Source organism: Frankia sp. AgKG'84/4 (assembly GCF_023242965.2).
Classification (GTDB): Bacteria; Actinomycetota; Actinomycetes; order Frankiales; family Frankiaceae; genus Frankia.
Window position 1 is genome coordinate 1 of sequence record NZ_JALKFU020000027.1, and the last position, 21,238, is coordinate 21,238.

22 protein-coding genes and 1 pseudogene are annotated in these 21,238 nt (G+C 69.1%); 10 read left to right on the forward strand and 13 right to left on the reverse strand.

Features of this window, described 5'->3' with window-relative positions:
• The 3 genes and pseudogenes from MXD58_RS03955 to MXD58_RS03965 all read left to right on the forward strand — a co-directional run.
• Positions 1-231, forward strand: a pseudogene (locus MXD58_RS03955) (ABC transporter); the annotation flags it as partial.
• Positions 228-1,025 carry an ABC transporter permease gene (locus MXD58_RS03960; RefSeq protein ID WP_248837422.1) on the forward strand — a complete coding sequence of 266 codons (798 nt, stop codon included), beginning with the start codon at positions 228-230 and terminating at the stop codon, positions 1,023-1,025. The pseudogene MXD58_RS03955 and the gene MXD58_RS03960, both read left to right, overlap by 4 nt.
• Positions 1,026-1,054: 29 nt before the next feature.
• Positions 1,055-1,822, forward strand: coding sequence for a MerR family transcriptional regulator (locus MXD58_RS03965; RefSeq protein ID WP_248837421.1), 768 nt, complete (start codon positions 1,055-1,057; stop codon positions 1,820-1,822).
• 331 nt (positions 1,823-2,153) lie between these two features.
• Here the strand turns inward: MXD58_RS03965 and MXD58_RS03970 are convergent, their stop codons facing one another.
• From MXD58_RS03970 to MXD58_RS03990, 5 genes are all read right to left on the reverse strand, one after another.
• Positions 2,154-2,987 carry a hypothetical protein gene (locus tag MXD58_RS03970; protein WP_248837420.1) on the reverse strand — a complete coding sequence of 278 codons (834 nt, stop codon included), beginning with the start codon at positions 2,985-2,987 and terminating at the stop codon, positions 2,154-2,156.
• Positions 2,988-3,032: 45 nt separating this feature from the next.
• Entirely contained in the window at positions 3,033-3,893 is an 861-nt protein-coding gene (locus tag MXD58_RS03975; RefSeq protein ID WP_248837419.1) for a helix-turn-helix domain-containing protein, read from the reverse strand.
• 85 nt (positions 3,894-3,978) lie between these two features.
• A complete protein-coding gene (locus MXD58_RS03980) occupies positions 3,979-5,160 on the reverse strand; it encodes a hypothetical protein (RefSeq protein ID WP_250609053.1) in 1,182 nt (393 codons plus the stop codon).
• Between the two features lie 280 nt (positions 5,161-5,440).
• On the reverse strand, positions 5,441-5,737 hold the full coding sequence (locus MXD58_RS30105) for a DUF397 domain-containing protein (protein WP_284677830.1): 297 nt from the start codon (positions 5,735-5,737) through the stop codon (positions 5,441-5,443).
• A 137-nt stretch (positions 5,738-5,874) separates the two neighbouring features.
• Positions 5,875-6,564, reverse strand: a complete 690-nt coding sequence (locus MXD58_RS03990) for a helix-turn-helix domain-containing protein (protein WP_248837416.1) — start codon at positions 6,562-6,564, stop codon at positions 5,875-5,877.
• Positions 6,565-6,999: 435 nt separating this feature from the next.
• Here MXD58_RS03990 and MXD58_RS03995 point away from each other — a divergent pair, with 435 nt between their 5' ends.
• On the forward strand, positions 7,000-8,925 hold the full coding sequence (locus tag MXD58_RS03995) for a protein kinase domain-containing protein (RefSeq protein WP_248837415.1): 1,926 nt from the start codon (positions 7,000-7,002) through the stop codon (positions 8,923-8,925).
• Positions 8,926-9,147: 222 nt separating this feature from the next.
• On the opposite strand, the gene MXD58_RS04000 is transcribed toward MXD58_RS03995, so the two are convergent.
• From MXD58_RS04000 to MXD58_RS04010, 3 genes are all read right to left on the reverse strand, one after another.
• Positions 9,148-10,101, reverse strand: coding sequence for a TIGR01777 family oxidoreductase (locus tag MXD58_RS04000; protein WP_248837414.1), 954 nt, complete (start codon positions 10,099-10,101; stop codon positions 9,148-9,150).
• Positions 10,098-10,817, reverse strand: coding sequence for a TetR/AcrR family transcriptional regulator (locus MXD58_RS04005; protein WP_250609055.1), 720 nt, complete (start codon positions 10,815-10,817; stop codon positions 10,098-10,100). The genes MXD58_RS04000 and MXD58_RS04005 overlap by 4 nt, the downstream gene beginning before the upstream one ends.
• 156 nt (positions 10,818-10,973) lie before the next feature.
• Positions 10,974-11,387: a winged helix-turn-helix transcriptional regulator gene (locus tag MXD58_RS04010; RefSeq protein ID WP_248837412.1), complete on the reverse strand. Its 414-nt coding sequence runs from the start codon at positions 11,385-11,387 to the stop codon at positions 10,974-10,976.
• A gap of 99 nt (positions 11,388-11,486) precedes the next feature.
• Here MXD58_RS04010 and MXD58_RS04015 point away from each other — a divergent pair, with 99 nt between their 5' ends.
• Positions 11,487-12,326, forward strand: coding sequence for an SDR family oxidoreductase (locus MXD58_RS04015; RefSeq protein ID WP_248837411.1), 840 nt, complete (start codon positions 11,487-11,489; stop codon positions 12,324-12,326).
• A gap of 25 nt (positions 12,327-12,351) precedes the next feature.
• On the forward strand, positions 12,352-12,501 hold the full coding sequence (locus MXD58_RS04020; protein WP_248837410.1) for a nucleotidyl cyclase domain-containing protein: 150 nt from the start codon (positions 12,352-12,354) through the stop codon (positions 12,499-12,501).
• 24 nt (positions 12,502-12,525) lie between these two features.
• On the opposite strand, the gene MXD58_RS04025 is transcribed toward MXD58_RS04020, so the two are convergent.
• From MXD58_RS04025 to MXD58_RS04035, 3 genes are all read right to left on the reverse strand, one after another.
• Positions 12,526-13,350 carry an alpha/beta hydrolase gene (locus tag MXD58_RS04025; protein ID WP_248837409.1) on the reverse strand — a complete coding sequence of 275 codons (825 nt, stop codon included), beginning with the start codon at positions 13,348-13,350 and terminating at the stop codon, positions 12,526-12,528.
• A gap of 114 nt (positions 13,351-13,464) precedes the next feature.
• On the reverse strand, positions 13,465-13,986 hold the full coding sequence (locus tag MXD58_RS04030; RefSeq protein WP_250609057.1) for a peptidylprolyl isomerase: 522 nt from the start codon (positions 13,984-13,986) through the stop codon (positions 13,465-13,467).
• A 732-nt stretch (positions 13,987-14,718) separates the two neighbouring features.
• Positions 14,719-15,654 carry a methylenetetrahydrofolate reductase gene (locus MXD58_RS04035; RefSeq protein WP_248837407.1) on the reverse strand — a complete coding sequence of 312 codons (936 nt, stop codon included), beginning with the start codon at positions 15,652-15,654 and terminating at the stop codon, positions 14,719-14,721.
• Between the two features lie 134 nt (positions 15,655-15,788).
• Between MXD58_RS04035 and MXD58_RS04040 the strand changes: the two genes are divergently transcribed.
• Positions 15,789-16,487 carry a hypothetical protein gene (locus MXD58_RS04040; protein ID WP_248837406.1) on the forward strand — a complete coding sequence of 233 codons (699 nt, stop codon included), beginning with the start codon at positions 15,789-15,791 and terminating at the stop codon, positions 16,485-16,487.
• A gap of 37 nt (positions 16,488-16,524) precedes the next feature.
• Here the strand turns inward: MXD58_RS04040 and MXD58_RS04045 are convergent, their stop codons facing one another.
• The gene (locus MXD58_RS04045; protein ID WP_248837405.1) at positions 16,525-16,674 is read right to left on the reverse strand and encodes a hypothetical protein; all 150 of its coding nucleotides are present in this window, start codon (positions 16,672-16,674) and stop codon (positions 16,525-16,527) included.
• Positions 16,675-17,007: 333 nt separating this feature from the next.
• Positions 17,008-18,672 carry a toll/interleukin-1 receptor domain-containing protein gene (locus tag MXD58_RS04050; RefSeq protein ID WP_248837404.1) on the reverse strand — a complete coding sequence of 555 codons (1,665 nt, stop codon included), beginning with the start codon at positions 18,670-18,672 and terminating at the stop codon, positions 17,008-17,010.
• 482 nt (positions 18,673-19,154) lie between these two features.
• On the opposite strand from MXD58_RS04050, the gene MXD58_RS04055 reads away from it, so the two are divergent.
• The 3 genes from MXD58_RS04055 (at position 19,155) to MXD58_RS04065 (ending at position 21,114) form a co-directional block, all read left to right on the forward strand.
• A complete protein-coding gene (locus MXD58_RS04055) occupies positions 19,155-19,367 on the forward strand; it encodes a DUF397 domain-containing protein (protein ID WP_248837403.1) in 213 nt (70 codons plus the stop codon).
• 365 nt (positions 19,368-19,732) lie between these two features.
• A complete protein-coding gene (locus MXD58_RS04060) occupies positions 19,733-20,650 on the forward strand; it encodes a helix-turn-helix domain-containing protein (protein ID WP_248837402.1) in 918 nt (305 codons plus the stop codon).
• A gap of 158 nt (positions 20,651-20,808) precedes the next feature.
• Positions 20,809-21,114, forward strand: coding sequence for a hypothetical protein (locus MXD58_RS04065; RefSeq protein WP_248837401.1), 306 nt, complete (start codon positions 20,809-20,811; stop codon positions 21,112-21,114).
• Positions 21,115-21,238: the final 124 nt, after the last annotated feature.

Genomic DNA, 21,238 nt, shown 5'->3' on the forward strand with positions numbered 1-21,238 from the left:
GCGCTGGCCGCGGCAGCGGCGGCGCACCCGGCGGCCACCGCCGACACCGACGCACTCACCCTGCGGGTCCCGGGCGACGGCGGCATCGCCGGACTGCGCCACGTCCTCGACGGCCTCCACGACGACGGCGTCGCCGGGCTGACCGTGGACTCCGCCGATCTCGACGACGTCTTCCTCGCGCTCACCGGCCGCACCGCCGTGGCGCCCGCCCCCGAGGGGATCCCCGCATGAGCACCGCCACCTACACGCTGCGGGACTCGGTGACGATGCTGCGCCGCAACCTGCTGCACATCCGCCGCTACCCCTCTCTGTCGATCATGCTGGTCGCCCAACCGATCGTGTTCCTGCTGCTGTTCGTGTACGTGTTCGGTGGGACTCTCGGCGCCGGTCTGCCGGGTCAGCGCGACGGCGGCGACCGCGGCGACTACCTGGTGTTCATCACGCCGGGAATCCTGATCATGACGGTCGCCAGCGTCGCGCTCGGCACCGCGATCTCGACCGCCAGCGACATGAACACCGGGATCATCGCCCGGTTCCGCACGATGAACATCGCCCGCGTGTCGGTGCTCACCGGCCACGTGCTGGGCGCCGTCCTGCGGACCGCGGGCGCCGTGGCCGTCGTGGCGGCGTTCATATTCCTGCTCGGGTTCCGCTCCGGCGCCGGGCCGCTCGGCTGGCTCGCCGCGATCGGCCTGCTGATCCTCATCGCGTTCGCGCTGACCTGGCTGACCGTCGGCATGGGCCTGGCGGCGGACAGCGTGGAGACGGCCAGCAACACCCCGCTGTTCCTGATGATCCTGCCGTTCGTCAGCAGCGGGTTCGTGCCGACCGACGCGATGGGGGTCGGGCTGCGCCAGTTCGCCCGCTACCAGCCGTTCACCCCGATGATCAACAGTCTCCGGGCGCTCGTCACGGGTGCGCCGACGGACTCCGACCTGTGGCTCGCGGTCGGCTGGTGCGTCCTGATCGCGCTGCTCGGCTTCCTGTGGTCGCGGCGGCTGTTCCTGCGCGTTCCGACGAGATAGCCAAGGAGCCGAGACGGGAGACTGGTCCGGTGCTCACGATCAGCCAGCTGGCATCGTATGCCGGTGTCACCGTGCGCGCGGTGCGGCACTACCACGCCAAAGGTCTTCTGCCGGAGCCCAAGCGCGACCACTCCGGCTACCGGCGCTACGACGCGCACGCCGTTGTCGAGCTCGTCAGGATCCGCACGCTCGCCGAGGCCGGCGTCCCGCTCGCCCGCGTCCGCGAACTGCTGGCCGCGGACGCCGAGGAGTTCAGCGCCGCCGTCGCCGACATCGACCGGCGGCTGCGCGCGGAGATCCGCCAGCGCCAGCGCCACCGCGAACGGATCGCACAGCTCGCAGTCGGTGACAGCCTGGCCCTGCCGCCGGACGCCGTGGCTTACCTGGACCGGCTGCGCGAGCTGGGTCTGCCGTCCCTGATGGTCGACGGCGAGCGGGACGCCTGGATCCTGGTGGCCGCCCAGCTCCCGGAGCACATGTCGCTGTACATGAAGCTGAAGCAGGAGCAGCTCGACGACCCGTCGACGGTCGAGCTCTACCGCGACCTCGCCGAGATGATCAGCTGGGAGGCGGACGACCCGCGGGTGGCGGCCGTGGGCGACCGGCTCGTCACAGCCCTCGAAGCCGGTGGGCCCGAGGGATGGGAGAACCACGACCAGCGGATGGCCGACGAACTCGTGGAACTCCTCGATGCGGTGTTCCTCGACTCGGTGCCGATCGCGCGGCGCCTCATGGCCCGACTCGAGGAACGAGGCTGGCGCGGCTGGACCCGGTTCGAACGGGTCCAGCCGCGATAGCGCGCCCCGGCAGGCGCGGGTCAGGGCCGTCGGGTGCGGTGGACGAGATCACGCGCGGCGGCGGGCCAGTCCGGAGACTCCGCCGTCGACCGGGACTGGCATCACCGAGATCCGGATGGCCGCTGGTGGTCGGGCCAGCCTGAGGTGTCCCGGTTTCGGCGCCTGACGTCGCGAACAACGAGGAAGGGAGCGATGAACGGCAGCGCGAAGATGTAGATCGGAAAGATGTACACCCCGCTCGACTGCCGCGCAGCATAGATGCCGTACCCGACGAGGGCAAGGCCAACCACACTATTCAAATGGAATTTGAGAAACAGTCTCGCCGTCTGCACTAGCGAATAGGCATGACGGTAACAGAGCTAGGTCCGGGCGCCTTCTTGACGCTTATCGGAATCGATGCTGGCAGGTGGTAGAACGCGAATGGCTCTTCTTTCATCTGAAGTCTCGGCACAGCCAGAAGTTTTCTGAACTGCGCGATTAGATCTTCCTGCCCGTCGCCCTTTTTCAATTCGGCGAGCCAGCGTCGCGAAATCCTGTGCACCAGATCCTGCGCGACTTCAAAGACCTCCTCCCCAGGAGCGAAGGTCACCTGAAGCAGCAGACGACGCAGGGGTGAGTCCGGGACCTGAGCACGGGTCACTATGCGAAGTCGCCAACTACCGCCCGCATCCCTGTCCCCCACACCGATTTGCTCGATCCACCGATAGTACAGATTTCCGGCGAGCAGCTCGGCGCGGGGTTTCGGCGTCTTTCCTCTAGCAATCCGGCCAGCGCCCGCGGCAACCAGGCCGACAGCACCCTCGACGAGAGCCTCGCCGGGCATTACCAAAGCCTCCATAGCGTAAATCGCGGCGTCACCAATCGACCCGGAGCGCGCCTTCTTCGGCGGATCCGCACGCATGGTAACGCGGGCTTCTGTGACGCCAAAGTATCCGGAGATGCTGTTGCCGCCGGCGACTCTGGTCGGTCGACCAGCCTCTAGTTCGGCGACAGAAACTTCTTTGAACCGATGATAGCGGATCGCGCTGCCGTCCTGCGGGCCGAGCGCGACCGAGCCCGACTTAGTTAACGACGGATAAAAATAGACTCCGGTCTCAACCTCTTTCTCGCCCACTGGGCATTCGGCCAGAATGTTAAAAACCATGCTTCCCCCGAAGATTTTCAACGAATGGCAGACGGCCCGGCCGGCGGGCCTCGCACTACGAGCAGTTCATGCCTTACCGCTCAGCATCCCGGCACGTTCGGCAATCGCTTGCAACGAGAGTTCTCGAGTAAGCGCGACCCGCTGAGCCCCGGCCATAGCAGAACGATAGACAGCTACCTCCTCGTTTTCATCTATGAAAGTGTTGCGGCTGAGCTGCTCCGCAAAGACGACAGGCCCTCCGCCGTCCTCTTCGAACTCGAAGAGGATGAATGCGACGCCTTCCGCCGGATGAGTGTCCGCGTCAAAAGGAACAACCTGAACGTGCACCTGCCCCGTTTCGGCCTGATGCAGCAGATTCATACACTGTTCGGCCATGACCGCGGGCCCACCGATCACACGGAAGAGCACGGCCTCATCTAGTATCACGGTCAGTCTTGGCGGGTCAGGGCGCCCCAATACCAGCTGCCGTCGCCGCCGCAGCGCGAGACGCCGTTCCGCGAGGTCTGCGGAGATCCCGTCAACGGAGGTGATCAATGCGCGAGCGTAGTCGGCTGTCTGCAGTAGGCCCGGGACAAGGGACGTGCTGTGCTGGCGGATGATCGGGGCACCGTCTTCCAGGCCATAGAAGGTCGCTGAGGCAGGAGGCACGATATCGGTGTACTCGTGCCACCATTCGTGGTTCCGCGACTGCCGCATCAATGCGATCATCATGTCCCGATCAGCCGGCCGCAGACTCATCACCTCCGCGATCATCTTCAGGTCCTGCAGCCGGACGCCGCTGATCCCGGTCTCCATTCGGCTGATCTTCGCGGGCGAGCACTCCATGCGGTGCGCCAGCTCCTCAAGGGTCAGACCAGCACGCAGTCGATGCTGGCGAAGGCCGAGAGCGAGGCGCCTACGCGCCACCACGGCGTTGGCTGTGGACACTTGGCCTCCGTCCTCCTCGTCGCGGCGGCCTCGCGCTCCCGACCGCGGCGACCCAGCATGGCGAGTGGCCCAGCAGGTCAAGCCCCTAGATCCACTCAGCCAACCCTAGCGGCATCTCCCCAAGATCCACGAGGTGCCTCGGTTGCCCGGCGTCGGTGAGCGACATGGAGTACAGGGTCCGCGATTGGCCTGCCTTTGCGATGAAGGCGAAGTCGGAGCCGCTGGGACTGATCACGACTCCCTCGATCGTACGGTTACTTTCGGGGAGAATCTCCCACTGACCGACAGTCATCCGGTCACCATTGATCGACATCTTATACAATTTCTTCCCTTCGCTCCCCAGGCAGAGAAATGTCGAGGAGTCGACGACCGCAGAAGGGCGGCAGGTGTCAGCGCCAGTCGGCAGGTGCAGGACCGGCGTTCCAGTGTTGATCGATCCTGGCGCGCCAACCTGAAAGTTGCTACCCACGGCCTGAAATCCGCCACTGACGGTGCGAACCTCAATTTTCCCGCCGGAAGAAAAGGCCGTCAGCGTGGCATCGTGTGCATCTTCGATCGTTTTCCCGTCGGGTGCAAAATAGACGTTGTAGTAGGCATTCAGGAACAACCGGTTTCCCCGTGGTGTACCCGGCTCCGGCCGTGAGCTGGCAGGCCCGACATCCGGGTCGACGGACCCATAGCTGATGGGTGTCTCGAACCACAGTCGTCCGGTTACCGGGTTGAAGCCCACCGCCCGCTGCTTCGAGACGCCGCTGTAATCGGACGTCGTCTTGGTGAGGTCCGTGAAGGTTCCAGCGGAATCGAGATATCCAGCGTGGTAGCCACCGTCCGCGCCTGCCGAAGTGCTGGCCGCCACCCTGGTGAAGTCCGTGTTGAACTGCTGCCGCAGGACCGGAGCCGACGGCACCGGCGCACAGAACACGGGCGGACGCGCTGCACCTTGAGACGGGAAAGTCCGCGCGAAGGTCCGATTGCCGGTCTCAGGATCGTACCCGAACACTTCCCTGGCCTCCCGGCTCCCGCAGCCGGCGACGACAATGCCGTGGAGGTCTGCCGACGGGGTCGATTCCGGCGCGGCGCTGGCCGACGGCAGTTCCAGTGCCGGCTGCGCGCCGGATACGGCGGAGGCCGGCTCGGCGGACGAGCAGCCAGCTCCGGTCGCGATCAAGCCGATCAACAGAGACAGCGAGACCAGACGGCCGCATCGCGACCTTCGCATGCTCCCTGGCTGATTGGTACCACCTGGCTGACACCTCTCGAGCAGCATGCGTCTATCCCCCTGGTCCAACGTTGCGTGAGGTGTGAGCACCTTCTTGCGGGGCCCCGGAAGGCCGAGTCCCACCCACTGGTCGGTGTGCGCCGCCGTCCCGCCCCCCGGCGGGACGGTGGCGCACACCTCACGGAGGGAGACCGACTGATCTCTTGACGAAGTCGCCTCCGGGTCCCCATCCACAGTGCTATGCAATTTGCATTCTGCATCTTGCAGGAGAGAGTAGCGCAGTCGGTACCACCACAGGCAGGGGGGTTTGGCTATGCGAACGAGTGCGTCAGCCGAGCGGGGTGACAGCCGGCAGTTCGAACTCGCCGTTGCACACCCCCAGCACGAAGGCAGCCCATTCGGCAGGTGTGAAGGTCAGCTCCGGTCCATCGGGGCTCTTCGAGTCGCGAATCCGCACGTGGTCCGCCCCGAACGCGACATCCACGCAGGTATCCGCAGCCCCCCGGCAGAAGCTGCTGCGCAGCCAGCGTCCCGTCGATGCGGGCCGGTTCTCCGCCCCGCCGCAGCCGCCCGCAACCGCGGTTACCGTAGGCCGACAGCGTGCGGTCGATGTCTCGCAGTTCATGGATACTCCCAGGTGACAGCCAGGATCACTGACCAGATCGGAGCGCCTTACCGCGCTCCGGCCCACCGGCGGCGGGCGTCTCGATCACACCGGAAGGCCGCGCCCTGCGACAGACTGCGCTGGAACAGTGTCCACTGTCAGTGAAGCCAGCTCGGCGTGAACCGGTAGGCGGGACGGCGCGGTGGCGGCACGAGATAGCCGGCCTGCACAAGCACGTAGAGGTACTCGGGATTGGTCAGTCCGACGCGCCGGGGCAAGCCGAGCCGAAGCGCCCGGCCGTGTGCATGGAGCAGCCTCTCCCGGATCGCGTTCTCGCTGATGCCAAGCCGCCGCGCGGCCGCGTCGAGTTGCATGGGTTGGGCAGGCACTCGCGGCGGCCACCGCAGCAACTCGTGGAAGACCAGGCGCAGAGCCTCCTCCTGCGGTCTCGACAGGGGCGGGGGTGGCTTGGCGGTAATCGTGCGGCCCGTGGTCCGGCGGCCGCCGCGAGTCGGAGCGGGGTACGTGGCGGGGATCTCCGCTTCCAGCAGTAGCCAGTGGTGCGCGGGACCGCTCGCATCGACCTTCCCGCCGACCTGGTTCTCGCTCAGGAACCGGATGGCCGCACGCGGCCAGGACACCCGCTGCAGGCCGGCCACCAGATGGGGAACCTGACCCCAGAGATGAAGGACTGCTCCGTTGTGATTACGGATGTCCACCTCCCACCCAACCTCGGTTGCCCGCACCTCGGCCGCCCGGCGAGAAATGCCTTTGCTGACCACTGTGACACCGAGCTCGAGCTCACCTGAGCGACCGATCTGCAGCGTGCGGCCCACCTTGACGGGCACTCCGACGGGCACGTAAGACCGGTCCGGGCCATATTCGTAGGCAAGTGCCCATCTCCCATTCTCACTCATCACCCAACACCCCTCTAGATTGACGACCAAATGTCTACGACAGCACTTCTCGCGCCGCGCCCAGCCCGGCCCCTCTGACGCCCCCGGCGAGGCGTGGTCCGACCAGGGTGCCATCGAGTACCGCACGCCCCGAAGATCGGGGCGTGGCCTCGATCCGGCGGCAACGTAGTTGGTAGTAGATCGTGACCAGAATTTCAGCGCTGCTACGCTCGCGCCGAACGGGGGGCCGAACTCGCGTCTGCGTGCGGGTCCGGATGCGGATGCGGATGACGTCCGCCTGTTTCGATTCCAACAGCTCGTGCGACGCTGCCAATCTAGAGATGGTGCCGCAGCGCACGACGAATGTCTCCGGGGGAAGTGTGTCACGTGGGTAGCAGTCTTTGGGTGGGACCAGCGGATGAGCCAGATGCCTATCAGATTCTGGAATCGCTGGGCGCCGGCGGTGAGGGCGAGGTGTGGCGAGCTATCCGCCCTCTTTCAGAGGAGGGCGCGAGCCACAGCGTCGTCGCCATCAAGACGTTCGGCCCGGAGACAACCAACCGCCCGGCGTCCTCCTGGTCACGGCATGTATCGTTGCTGCAGGCTCTCCGTCATCCGGGCATCGTCCGAGTCATTGCCGGATTCGTGGGGCCGCCCCGGCACTGGGCCGGAGAAGCCGCAAAGCACGCCAGTTCGGAGCGCTATCTCGTCATGGAACACGTCGAGGGCACCGCACTGTCCGACAGGCACACGGCGAATCTGGACGCCGATCTCCCCCAGCGAATGCGGGTGATCCGGCAGGTAGCAGCCGCACTCGACTATCTGCACAGCGGAGTGGACACAAACGACGTCGAGGTGGCACACGGCGACATCAAGCCGGGGAATCTCCTGGTACAGGGGGATGGCCGCGTCATCCTCGTCGATTTCGGTCTCGCCAATCTCGCCGACGGCACTGCAAAACTGGGCATGGGGACGCCGGGTTACATGGCCCCGGAGCTGATCGCCGCCGGACGCCAGGCTCGGCCGACGCCGGATGGCGACCGGTTCGCCCTGGCCGCCACCCTCGTTTACCTGCTTACCGGGCAGTCTCCACCGCCACGGCGAGACAGCCACGGCCACACTGTTGATGTCGACCGGGATGCTGCCCGCCAGGCATTGGCCGGGAGCCCGCCGCTGCAGGGCATGCCCGCGCAGATCGACCTCATCCTGCAGGGCCTGGCCCAGGAGCCGGGTGAGCGGCCGCGGTCACTCGTCCGCTGGCTCGCGGACGTGGGATCGCAGACGATCAGCGGCTCGGCTCCCACGGGCGCGGGTGAACCCGCTGGCCTGCGGCCAGTGACCGCCAGCAACATGACCACCATGAGGCCGAACGGTCCTGGTACCGGCGGCCCCCATGCATCCGAGCCGGGGATCACACCCCTGCCGCCCGGACGGACCCGTCAATATGTCCGCCACACTCGAATGTACGCACTCGCGGCGCTGATAGTGGTGGTACTTGGAGGAATCGGTTATCTGGCGACCAGGCCGGACGGCTCTCCCTCCGGTTCCGGATCGGGGGCCAACTCCATCTCTTCTTCGCCTCTACCAGCCGCGATACCCACAGCCACCGCATCCGCAGCCACGGCGAGCGCGGCCAAGAGGAGCGTGACCGACTCATCGGCGTCAGGGGTGCCTACTGTCGCCCCAGGCGGACCGATGCCTTCGCTACGCGGCGTTTCGCTCGACCAGGCAAAGCAGACCCTCGCGTCCGCGGATGTCACAGTAATCGTTGAGACACGCCTGGACGCCAGCACCACAGACAACGTCGTTGTGGCGCAGGATCCCCCCGCTGGCACGACACTGACCGCCGGACAGCAGGTCACACTCACCGTGGCCCGAACGCAGGTGCTGACATATCTGGCCGATCTGCGGGCGACGACGCAGAGTCCAACAGCAGGCACGCGGACCGTCAACGGAGTCACCTACCCTCATTCCATCTCTACAGATGTCTACTGCATGAAGACCGCGAGCTTCGAATACGACCTGGGGCGTCACTATCGCCGCCTCCAGGCAATGATCGGCGTCGCGGACGACGCACCGTACGGCGACAAGAAGGTTCTCTTCGAGGTCTTCGCGGACGGAGCGCAGATCTATCATCAGGCTGTTGGCCTCGGCGAATCCAAGCAACTCGATCTCGATGTGACCGGAAAACTACGGCTGAAGCTGACTCAGTCATATGTCTCCGGCACCGGATGCGCTGGGTACAACGTGTGGGGCGACGCGGCCCTGATCGGAGCGGAGGGCGAGGTCCCCCAACCCAGCCCGACGCCGTAAACCCGCGTCGATCCGCGGGCTCCGACCCGAGCAGCCGACGCCCCGATCACGATCAGATGCCTCGGCCCGGGCCGCGTTGGTAGGCGAGGGCGACGGCCTGGGCCGATCGCGGGCGTCGATCTTGGCGAGGACGCTCTTGACGCCGGTTTTCGCGGTTGACTTCGCGGTTGACTCGGCGATGACGAGGGCAGCCGGCTCGTCGCCACTCTCGAAGCCGGCGGGTCAGGGCCGTCGGGTGCGGTGGACGAGATCACGCGCGGCGGCGGGCCAGTCCGCGAAATCGAAGGCGAAACCCGCCGCCAGCAGCCGGCCCGGAACGACCCGGCGGCTTTTGAGGAGAAGCTCGGTGTCGCTGCGCAGGACAAACGCGCCGATCTCGGCCATCCAGGCGGTGGCGGGCAGGCCCACGGGGACTCCCGCCGCTCGGCGAAGGGTGGCCATGAACTCGCCGTAGGGCAGCGGATTCGGGGCGGCGAGGTTCACCGGTCCACTCACGTCGTCCCGGGTCAGCAGGAACTCGACGGCGCGGACCAGATCGTGGCCGTGAATCCAGGACAGGTACTGCCGGCCACCGGCCACCGGCCCGCCAAGGCCGCATCGGGTCAGCCGGAGCATCAGGTCGAAGGCGCCGCCGCGGCCCGGCGCCATCACGATGCTCGTGCGCAGCGCGACCTTCCGGGTGTCCGGGGTGGGCGCACGGGTCTGCGCGCTCTCCCAGTTCCGGGCGATGCCCACGCTGTACGCCCAGTAGGCGGGGACGTCGGCCTCCGCGCCGCCGATGATGCCCGTCGCCTCGTCGTTGGCGCGGCCACGGCTGTGGGCGTAGATCGTGGCGGTACTCATCTGGAGCCAGACGCGCGGCGGGCTGGCGGCCCGCGCGATCGCCTCGCCCACCACTGTCGCGGAGCGCACCCGCGAATCCATCATGTCCCGCAGGTTCGCCGCCGTGTACCGACAGTTGACGCTTCGACCGGCCAGGTTGATGACAGCATCGGCACCGTCGATCTGTGCCGCCCACCGGCCGGTGCTACGCCCATCCCATCCGACGACGCGTGCTCCCGGCACCCGCGCGTCCGCCCGTCTACTCAGGACGATCACCTCGTGGCCGGCGTGCGCCAGGGCGCCCGCGAGCAGGACACCCAGCTGCCCGGTACCACCGGGAACGACGATCCTCACCGCGCCGGCCGTCCGGTCAGGCCCGCTGCCTGGGCTTCGGGGTGGCGAAGGTCGGCGAGCAGGGCGCGGACGTCGTCGGTGAGCGCGCGCGTGCCCGGCAGGCGGCTCAGCGATACCAGCCGGCTAGCCAGCCGCGCCGTGGAGTCGACCAGCCGCCGGGTACGCGCCTGGTTCGGCGAGGTGTCGTAGACCCAGAACAGTGTGATGCCGAGGTAGGCGAGCCACAGCAGTTCCGGCAGCTCCTGGGCCAGCGGGCCGGGCCGCTTGTCCGAGCCGTCGACGACGTCGCGGAACAGCCCGACGGCCGCGGCCCGCGCGGCGGCGGACTCCGAGCTGAACGGGCTCGACGGCGACGAGGGCGAGATCGCCACCTTGACGAACGAGCCGGCGAAGGAGTGATACGGCGCCATCTCGTCGATGCCGGCGTGCAACACGCCCCGAAGCCGGTCGGTGAAATCGCGGCGGGACAGCACCTGCGCCGCCCGCCGCCGGTGCCCGTCCTGGATCGCGGCGTAGAACTCCTGCACCAGCTCTTCCTTCGAGCCGAAATAGTGATAGGCGTTGCCGACGGACACGCCGGCCTGCTGCGCGATCCCCCGCATCGTCGTCCGGTCGTAGCCCTGGTCCCGGAACGACGCCATCGCGGTCTCCAGGATCAGCGCCCGCGTCGCCGCCCCCCGAACGCTCCCCTGCGGACGACCGGCGACCCCCTCCACACGTGCGACCTCGCCACTGACCATCTGGGACTCCCCTGCCTCGACGACCGCAATGACCGCAACGACCCCACCGTACCGCAAAGTTGAACGTGTTCAACTTTGCGGACGAGGCGAAGACCTGAACGACCGATGGCGAGCGGGCGGGCCGCGTCGAGCTCAGCGCGGAAGTGGTCCGGAGTACGCCGCGCGGGCCTGGTGCACGGCGGCAAGGTTCTGTTCGGACCACTGGGTAAGGGCGGAGAAGACGGGAGCGAGACTCTCACCGAGTTCGCTGATCTCGTACTCCACCCGGGGCGGCACCTCCGCGTGGTAGGTGCGGGACACAAGCCCGTCGCACTCCATCTGCCGCAGCCGCTGGGTCAGCACCTTGGGCGTGATGCCCAGCGCCCGTTCGAGTTCGACGAATCGCTGGACGCCGCGTTCGTGCAGCATCCAGAGGATCGGCGTGGTCCACCGGCTGAACACCAGCTCGACGACCGGCCCGATGGGACAGGGGCGGGCACTCGTCGACGTCTCGGCTGGTATCTCGGCGAGGGGTGCCTCGGCCGGGGTCTCGACGAGGGAGGTCACGGCGGCTCCTGTTCCATTACTTTCCTTGGGGAACCTGCTATCTATGCGAATGTAACGTGCCTCAGGTCAAGTCCGAAACCCCGACCCGGAGGTATTCACGTGATCGTCGTGACCGGCGCGACCGGCAACATCGGCCGCCCCCTCGTCCAGCACCTGCTCGCGGCCGGCGAGACGGTGACCGCCGTGTCCCGGGGCACCTCGGCGCCCCTGCCAAGCGGTGCCGGGATCACCGCCGTCGTCGCCGACCTCGCTGACCCGGACGGCCTCGCTCCCGCCTTCGAGGGCGCCGACGCGCTGTTCCTGCTCGTCCACGGCTCCGGCGCCGGCCTCGACGCGGCGGCGATCATCGGCGCCGCGAAGGCCGCCGGCGTCCGCCGGCTGGTGCTCCTGTCCTCCGTCGCCGCCGGCACCCGTCCGCACCTGTCGGCCTACGACGGGTTCCGGGCGCTCGAGGACGCGGTAACCGGGTCGGGCCTGGCCTGGACCGTCCTGCGACCGGGCGGTTTCCACTCCAACACGCTCGCCTGGGCGCCCTCGGTCCAGCAGCGGCGGATGGTGTTCGCGCCGTACGGCGACACGGCACTGCCTTCCGTCGACCCAGCCGATCTGGCCGACGTCGCGGCCGCGGCCCTGCTGGACCCGCGGCACGCCGGCCGCGTCCACGTCCTGGCCGGACCGTCGACCACGCCGCGCCAGCGGGCGGCGGCTCTCGGCGCTGCCCTCGGTGAGCCGGTGACCTTCGCCGAGGTCTCCCGCGAACAGGCCCTCGAGCAGATGGTGGGGTGGATGCCGGCCTCCGTCGCCGAGGACACCCTGACCATCCTCGGCAGCCCGACCGCCGAGGAGTCCGCCGTCGGCCCCGACCTCGCGGCCGTGCTCGGCCGTCCCGGCCGAACGTTCGCGACCTGGGCGCGGGACAACGTCAACGCCTTCCGCTGATCGTCGTAGCGAAGCTCTCCATGTCATGGCCCAGGCGCAGGGCACGTTGACCATCCGCGCCACCATCCGCGCCACCATCGGCGTCGCCGCCACCGGACCGGGACTGAGCCGCCCGGACGACGTCCTACACGACGCCGGCCAGGCCATCTATCGCGGCAAACCGCGTCCGGGGTGACCTGACCGTCCCGACCGCTCTCCGTCAGGCGCCGTCGGTTCTGTCAGCCGACGTCGTTCCGTCAGCCGACGTCGTTCCGTCAGCCGACGTCGTTCCGTCAGCCGACGTCGTTCCGTCGCCAGAGGTGCGGTGCAGCTGCGCCGCGACCCAGGTCATGGCCCTGGTCACGGCCGCCCGGGACTCATCGGTGTGGTCGAGGTTGTCGAAGCCGTGCTGTCCGTTCGGGACGTCGATGACCTCGAGCGCGGCGCCGTGGGCGCGGGCCGCGTCGACGAAGGCGTGCTGGCCGGGCACGGCGACCGGGAACTCGGCGCCGACCCGGGTGAGCAGGATCGGCGGCGGCCCGGGGGCGGCGACGGCGCCGACCGCGTCGAACCCGGCACCCTCCAGGCCGGGCGGCACGCTCAGGAACGGGTAGCTCAGAGCCACGCAGCGCAGCCACGGGGGCGCGGCGGCGAGCCAGCCGGCCGCGAGCGGGCCACCGCCGGAGAAGAACCACAACCCGACCCGGTCGGGGTCAACGCCATCGACGGCGCGCGCCTGCTCGACGGCCGAGCGCACGTTCCGCGCGGCGACCGGGTAGTCCCCGAGACCGTGCAGGCCATGGTCGACGGTGACGCCGACGAGACCGTGGGCGGCGGCCAGCGCGCCGTAGCCGAGGAACGTCGGCCAGTCCCGCGGGGTCGGCTCCATCCGCGCCGGCACGGGTCCGCCGTGCACGAACACCACGGCCGGCCGGCGGTCCCGCGCGGACGGGTCGGCGGTGTGAATCTCGATGGCGCCCAGGCGCCGCCGGTGCGCGGGAACCACGTCGAGCACGAACGGGTGCAGGTGCGGTGGGACGGCCATGCACCCATCCCATCAAAGGATCCGCCTGCCGGTTGCCCCGGCCTCGACGTCAGCGACGGCGCCGTCCGGTCGGAAGGTGCTCCGCAGACCCAGTCCGCCGCCCTCGCGGCTCAGTCAGATCTCCCAGTCCCAGCCGTCGTCCTTTCCACCATCCTTGTGCCTGTCGCTATCGGACCACTTGTCGTGGTGGCTGTCGTCGTCGCCCCAGTCATCCCTGGACTGGTCGTCCTTGTCCCCGTCCTTGTCTCCGTCCTTGTCTCCGCACCGCTTTTCCTCATCCCAGCCGTCCTTGCCCCAGCCGTCCTTGTCCTTGCCCCAGCCGTCCTTGTCCTTGCCCCAGCCGTCCTTGTCCTTGCCCCAGCTTTCCTTGTCCTTGTCCCAGTTGATCTCGTCCCAGTCTCCCCTGCACCACTTGTCCTTGCACCACTCGTCCTTGTTCCAGCCCTTGCACCAGTCGTCCTTGCACCAGTTCCCGCCACACCAGTCGTCCTTGCACTTGTCATCCTCAGCCCATTTCTGGGCCTTTTTGACCGTGTCTCCGTCGTCGGAGGCCCAGGCGCTCGTGGTTGCTGGTCCCAGCGCGACGAAAACGGTCACCAGTGCCGACACGGCGACCACGAACGCCCGCACCATCATTGATCTCCGCATTTCTATCCCCCACGGTCGACAAAATAAAAGCCAAGTCCGCGGGAAAGCGTATCCAGACTGTCGGGAGCCACAAGTCAAGCCTCTCGCGCGCCGCGCGTTTCATGACCATTCCAGCATTCTTACGTATCCTCGTGAAGGACCGAAGAATCGCGGTATGGCACCATGACGAGCCGACCGGGCCGCCGCCGGTCGAGCGGCCCCGGGTCGACGCCTTTCGGTACAGCACCCGTCACCGTCCGCCGCCTGCGCTCCTGTTCCACCTCCAACCTCTCCGACCTGGGCATTCATGTGAATCCACCGCCCATTTGTCATCTCGGCATGGGTACTCGCCGCCACGGCCACCGTCGTTGTCCGGTTGTCCGCGCGGTGGCCGCATGGCCCGCGCGGCCTGCCAACCGGCATCGCCGGCGGGTACCCAGCCGCTCGGAGGGCAGGTGGCCATGTCGTTGACCCATGCTGCGGCCGATGAAACACGGGCTGCGGCCACCGGCTCCGGCCATGACCCGACGCGAAGGGCTCCGGGGCCCGCGGCGAAGCGGCGAGCACGCCGGCGTGGCGCGGTACTCGCCGCGACGGCGGCCGTGGTCGCGGCGGCTGGGTCCACGCCGACAGCCAGCGCGGCCACGGGTGGTCTCACCGCGGCGCAGCAGGCGCTCCCCGCCGCCCGCTGCTGTCGGCCGACGAGCTGGTCCAGCCGGGCTCGCCCGCGACGACGAGGTGTCAGTCCAGCTGGCCGCGGATCTCGCGGGCGAGGTCGATCGAGGCGTCGATCTCGGCCTTGCGGTTGGTGAGACTTTCGACGTTGATCCCGAACGGCAGGCCAAGCCGGCGGCAGAACGCGATGAGGAGCCGGGCGTTGGCGACGCACTGCTCGTACGACGCCGTCAGTGGGTCCCCGGACCGGGTGATCTCGGTCCGCAGCCAGCTCGGGACGTCGATGCCGAGCCAGGACATGAACTCCAGGGTCTTCACTGAACCGCACGCCGCGAGGGTCAGCACGACCGGCGCCGGGTCAAGACCCTGGTCCCGGCAGCCGTAGGCGTAGTCGGACAGCAGATTCCGGGTGCGGTCCAGGTCGTAACAGACCTGGGAGACGAAGAACTCGCAGCCGGCCTCCTGCTTGCGCGCCATGCGGTGGTGCTCTGTCCCCGCCTGCGCGTGCCGCTCGGCGATCGCCACACCGCCCAGGCGTGGCGCACGCGCGAGCGCAGCGTGCCGGCGGTAGGCCTCGGGCAGGCTCGTCCTCACCACCTGGTACCGGGACGCCGCCCCGACCAGCACGGTCAGCACCCGGTCGCGGTCGGTTTCCGACAGCCACTGGCCCAGCTCGTCACCGGTGTACTTGCTCACGGCGCGGTAGACGACCACCGGCCCGGCCCAGCCGGCCAGGTGCCGGTCGAGGAAGACGGCCGGATCCATCATGGGCATGAACGGGAACGGCCGCGGGGTCGAGGACCGGTCCGCTTCGGCGTCCACGTCGTAGAGGAGGAGCCCGTCGACCCGCACCGACCGGAGCCGGGCCAGGGTCGCCTCGGCGACGGCGTCCGCCTGTTCTGCGGTGGTGGTCGCCCGCGGCGGAGTCAGGCCGTAGAGCAGGACACCGTCACGGGTCCTGGCCAGAAGCTCGGCGGCACCGGTGGTTTCGTGAGAAGCCATCCAGCAATCATGTCAGCGGCCGGGCGTGATCAGCGCATCTGGATGGCCAGGCAGCCGGATGTGTGGCACCTCGTCGTTTCGGCTTCATCGCCCACGCCCGGCGGGCGGGCCGGCGAGTGGGCAGAGTGGGGAGGATGAACATCGCAGAGCCGGTCGCGTGGGCGCCGGGGATGGTGCTGCTGTCCGACGTCAGTCCAGCGGCCTGGGTGGAGGTGGCGCTGACCGCCACCGTCCACACGACAACGGTCGCAGGTATGGTGCCGGACGTCTTCCCGGCCTACGCCCGGATCCTGCCGCCGACGTACGACCAGGATGTGCTGGGACGGCGATACCGGTGGACCGAGATCGCCGAACATCAGGGTGTCGAGCTGACAGCCGAGACCCGGTACCGGGATCTCGTCGCCGGCTCCGAGCGATGGGGACGGCCCTCTGACGGAGGGCTGGACGCGCAGGAGACGGCGGCCCTGGCGAGGGTCCTGTCCGCCTTCACCGACACCGCGGAGCAGGCGTACTTCTGCCTCTGGGACGGTTTCAACCTCCCGGAGACAGCGGCCTGGGAGGACCGCCCGATGCGCGTGGGAACCCCGCACCGGGCGTATCACCTGCTCTCGGGGCCGGTGAGCGCCGCACCGATACTTCCGACGCCGGTGGAATGGAGATGCGCGAGTCTGTGGTGGCCCGCAGACCGGGCCTGGCTCGTGGCCACCGAGATCGACGGCTACCTGACCTACGTCGGTGCCAGCCAGGCCGCGATCGACGCGATCCGCACCGACCACGCTCTCGACGCCGTCGCCGTCCGCCCCGACACCCCGCGCGATCCCAGCTGGGGCTGATTGCGGTCTGGTGTGCGAGAAGGCCATAGGAGGCCGCTCAGCCATGCACGACCGGCGGGACGTTGCGCAGGCCGCGCTGGGCGCGCAGGAGGCGGACGCGCAGGGCGGCGGGCAGGCGCGCGACGAGGGCGAAGAGCCGGGCGTCCGTGGTCGCGAGGTTTCTGGCCTTCGGCCTGCGGCCCGACATGTCAAGACAGTGAGCTGCGCCGCCTGGAGCAGGAGGCCGCCTGGAGCAGGAGGCGGTCATCGAGGTCGAGTCGGAGGGCCCGCGGCGGCGCCGGCTTGACGGCCAGCGCGCCCGCGAGGGCGGTGGCGTCCCGGCGTCAGTCATGGTCACGCACATCCAGCTGAGCAGCGCAGCTATTCATTTCATACGGCGTAATCACACGGGTGGGTATTGCTCCCTCCATCCGTGCCGAGCTTGCGAGAGCCCGGTCCGGGCGCTGTACGACGACGTCGTCGCGCGCCGCACCGACGCCGTCAGACCGGCGGACGGCGCGGCGCCGGTCCGGCAGGCCACTCAGGGTGCCATCCGGTAGACCCGCAGTCGGCTGTCGGCGCTTCCCGCGGCGAGCAGGTCACCCCGCGGGGAGAACGCGAGCGAGGCGACCCGGCCGCCGAAGCGGGTCAGTGTCCCCGCCAGCCGGGGCAGGTCGGGGTGGCGGACGTCCCAGAGCCGCACCCGGTTGTCGTCGCCCCCGCTGGCCAGCAGGGTGCCGTCCGGGGAGAACGCCATCGCGCGGATCCGGCCGCGGTGCGCGTCGAGGCGGCTCAGGTGCACCGGCGCCGCCGGCTCCCGCGCGAGCCGCCACAGGCTGATCGTCGTGTCGTCGCTTCCGCTCGCCAGCAACGCACGTCGCCGCGTGCACGCCAGCGCCCACACGTCGGCGTCGTGACCGGCCATGGGCAACGACCGCGGCGGGCGGACGCCCCCGTCTGCCCGGCCACCGGCGCCGGCCGGGCCAAGCGCCCAGTGCAGCAGGGTCGCGTGCTGGCCGGCGCTGATCAGGGTGCGCCGCGAGGCGAAGAGGACCGCGCCGACCGAACCGCGGTGGCCGGGCAGGTCCATGATCAGGCGTGACTCGGCGGGAGTCGCCACGTCCCAGACGCGCAGGCTGCCCGCGGTGCCACCGGCGGCCAGCCAGTCGCCGCCGGGGCGCAGGGCGGTGGCCCAGACCCGCTGCGCACCGGAGGGCACCCGCCCAAGTGCCGCCGTCACCGTCGGGCGCCGGGTGTCGCGCAGCACGATGATCCCGTCGGCGCCGCCGCTGGCCAGCACGCCGCGGTGGGAGTCGACCGACAGCCCGCGCACCCAGCCCTGATGATCGTGAAAGGCGGCGACACGCCGGGGAGCGGCCCGGTCGCGCAGGTCCCACAGCCGGACGCGTCCGTCGTCCGCCCCCGTGACCATCAGCGGGGCGTCGCCGGTGAACGCGAGCGCACCGACCCAGAGGGTTCGGCCGGCCCGCTCCACCGGCCCGGCGTGCGCCAGGACCGACACCGGCCGCGGCGCCCCACGACCCCACGACCGACGCCCACCCCCTCGCACCAGACTCACCGGCTCCGCGGACGACGGCTGCGCCGCCGACGGTTCGACGGACGACGGCCTGACAGACGACGGCCTGACAGACGACGGCCTGACAGGCGACGGCCTGACAGGCGACGGCCCGGCGGAGGCCGGCGCCGAGGACGGTGCGCCGTCGCTAGTGGCGCGTCCGGGGAACGCGGGTGCGGTCGGGGGCTTGGCCCTCCCCTCCACGGCCGATCCGACGCGCCGCAGCAGGTGCTCGGACGCGAACTCCTCCGCCAGCCCCTGCAGCCGGATCGGCTCCAGGCCACGCAGCACAGCGGGTGGGGACGCCTCGTCGACGCGGGCGAGGATCACCCGGCGGGTCTGGCCCGCCGGGTCCCGCGCAACGGCCGCGAGCAGTTCCTGCAGGCGGTGCGGTGATCCGAGGTAGGAGTCCGAAAGCACGGCGATGACCCGGTCGGAGTTCTCGAGCGCGTCGAGAAGGTACCGTTCGCGATTCGCGCCGGGCGTGAGATCCCAGGCCCGCAACGTAACCCGGTAACCAGCCGCTTCCAGCTGCCAGGCGATCCATTCGGCCCAGTCGCTGTCCGCGGCGACGTAGGAGACGAAGAAGTCCCGCCGCGCGAGGATCGATTCCGCGGCCTCGTAGACCACAAAGCGAGGATGACACGGCGGACGAACCGGCGGGTCATGATCGGCGGGAAATGCCGACGTCGAGCTCGCCGGTCGCGCCGCTCCGGCGTGGACGACTTTCCACGCGACGCGTCGGCCGGGCGCCGCCCGAGCCCGTCCTGACCCCGCAGCCCGCGCGGTGCGCCACGCCACGCCACGCGGAGACCGTAGCGTGGCGCCAGCTTGCTCGGCGCGACCACCTTTCGCGCCGCCGTGCACTTCGTCGCGCGCCGCCGAACACTGGCCGCCGAATGCCAGCTGGCAACCGGCCGCAGCGCGCGGCGCCGCACGACAGGCCGCCGCATATCAGATATCGGCCTATCACGCCCGTATCGTTCGATCCCGCCGCGAATCGCCGTTATTCTTACAGCTCCCGTCGATGACACCCACGACTTTCGCCGGCGGGTTGCCGGCATGTGCGTCTCTTCCCGTCCAGAACGCGACGCTCAAACGGAGGTAAGGGCATGCTCACAAGCAATCAGGCCGAACTCGTGTGGCGCAAAAGTCAGGCGAGCTCGGACCAGGGCGCCTGCGTCGAGGTGGCTCTCACCGCGGGCCGAATACTTGTCCGGGATTCGAAGGATCCCGCCGGGGGTGCGCTCTCGTTCACCCCGCAGGAGTGGACCGCGTTTCTCACCGGGGTCCGCGGCGGCGAGTTCGACCTGCCGGTCGCCTGACCGGGGCGACCCGCCGGGCGACCAGGCGCTGCTGGACCCTCTCCCGCAGCGGATTCGGTCGGCGACGCGGCGCCCCATCGCCTGTCGGCGGCCGAGCCCCCTCGGCCGCGGCGGCGCGGTGCACATGAGCCACCCGCCGCCGATCCACCCGCCAGCACACATATCGACGTGGTGCAGATGTCCACCCAACGTTCCAGGCGCGGCTTACCGCCACGAGACGCCACGAGACCCGGCCGCACGACGGTTGGCCACCAGTTTTCGCTCAAAACAGTCGCTGGCCGGCAGCGACCTGCCGATCGGAGGCACGCAGCCTGCCATATGGCATATTGAGCCAAGACAACGTAGTCTTGGTTTTGGAGGTCGGCATGGCTGGTGAGCGCAATCCCGCGGTTCTGCGAAGGAGGCTTCGCACGGAACTCCGCCGCGCGCGGTCGACCTCCGGCCTGACCCAGCGGGATGCTGCCACCGGGCTCGACTGGTCTCCGTCCAAACTCATCCGGATCGAGAACGGTTCGGTCGGTGTTACCCCGGTTGACCTGCGCGCTCTACTCAGCCTCTATGGAGTCACCGACGGCGGCTGGATCGAGAGCCTCGTCGAGATGGCGCGCGCCAGCAAAAGGCCGGGCTGGGGTGAGTACCGCGACGTGCTCTCCCGGGAGTTCCTCATCTACCTGGAGAACGAGGCCTCCGCGTCGATCATCCGGCAGACCGAGCCGCTGCTCGTTCCGGGCCTGCTGCAGACCGAGGAGTACAGCCGCGCGTGGTTGCGCAGCGGCAACCTCGGTCGCGAGAGCGCGAAATTCATCGACCGCGCCTGGGAGGTACGCGCCTCCCGGCAGGAAATCTTCGACCAGCCGGACCGTCCGGAGATGATTTTTATTCTCGACGAGGCGGCGGTGCGGCGGCATGTCGGTGGCGCCAGCATCATGCGCCGTCAGCTCGAGTTCCTGAAGTCGGTGGTCACCAGCGGCCAGGTGGAGATCGCGGTGATTCCGTTCTCCGCCGGCGCCCACCAGGGTCTGCGCGGCCCGTTCACGATCCTCGAGTTCGCCGAGCCCGAGGACGACCCGGTGCTCTACTTCGAGAACAGCCTCGGCGACACCGTCACGCGTGACGACACCGATCTCACCTCGCAGTACCTGACCAACTTCCTGGAGCTGCAGGAGATCGCGGTGCAGGGCGCCGAGTTCCTGACCCTGATCGACCGGACCATCGCCGGGATGGCCGGGGGCGCGGGCGGCGCCGAGGTCGCCGTGCCCCATCCGCTGTCCGCTGAGGCCTGAGGGTCGATCACCGGATCCCAGTAACGACGACCAAGGACGGGGTAGATGACTGAGGCTCACGCAGTGCCGGGTAGCGGGGCACCCGGACGGCGGCCTTGCCGGGTCCTCCCGGCTGGACCGGACCGTCCGGTGTAGCCCCGCGGCCGGAGTCACCCCCCATGGCCGGCGGCGAGATGCCGCGGCCCGAGCGCCGGGACACGCCCACGGGTCTCGAAGGCTGGCGCCTGGCGGACGACTTTGCCAGATATGTGTTCTCCAGCTGGGCGATCACTCTGCGTTTCGTCCTGGTCCTGTCCGTGCCGACCGTGTCGGCGATGCTGGTCGTCGTCGCGCTGGTCCAGGTACCGAGCAATCCGCTGTGGCTACTTGGGTGCATTCCCAGCGCCGTCCTGGTCACGGCGTTCACGAAGTTCCTACGAGTTCTCCGCCGCCGCCGGGCCATGACCGGTACTGACCGGTACTGACCGGTACTGACCCGGCGGGCGGCGCCGCCCGCCCGCCCGGACCCTCAGCCGCGGGGGAAGCGGAGGGCGGGCGCCAGCCTTTCCGCATAACACGCACAAACCAGAATCAGCCCGAAACTCACAC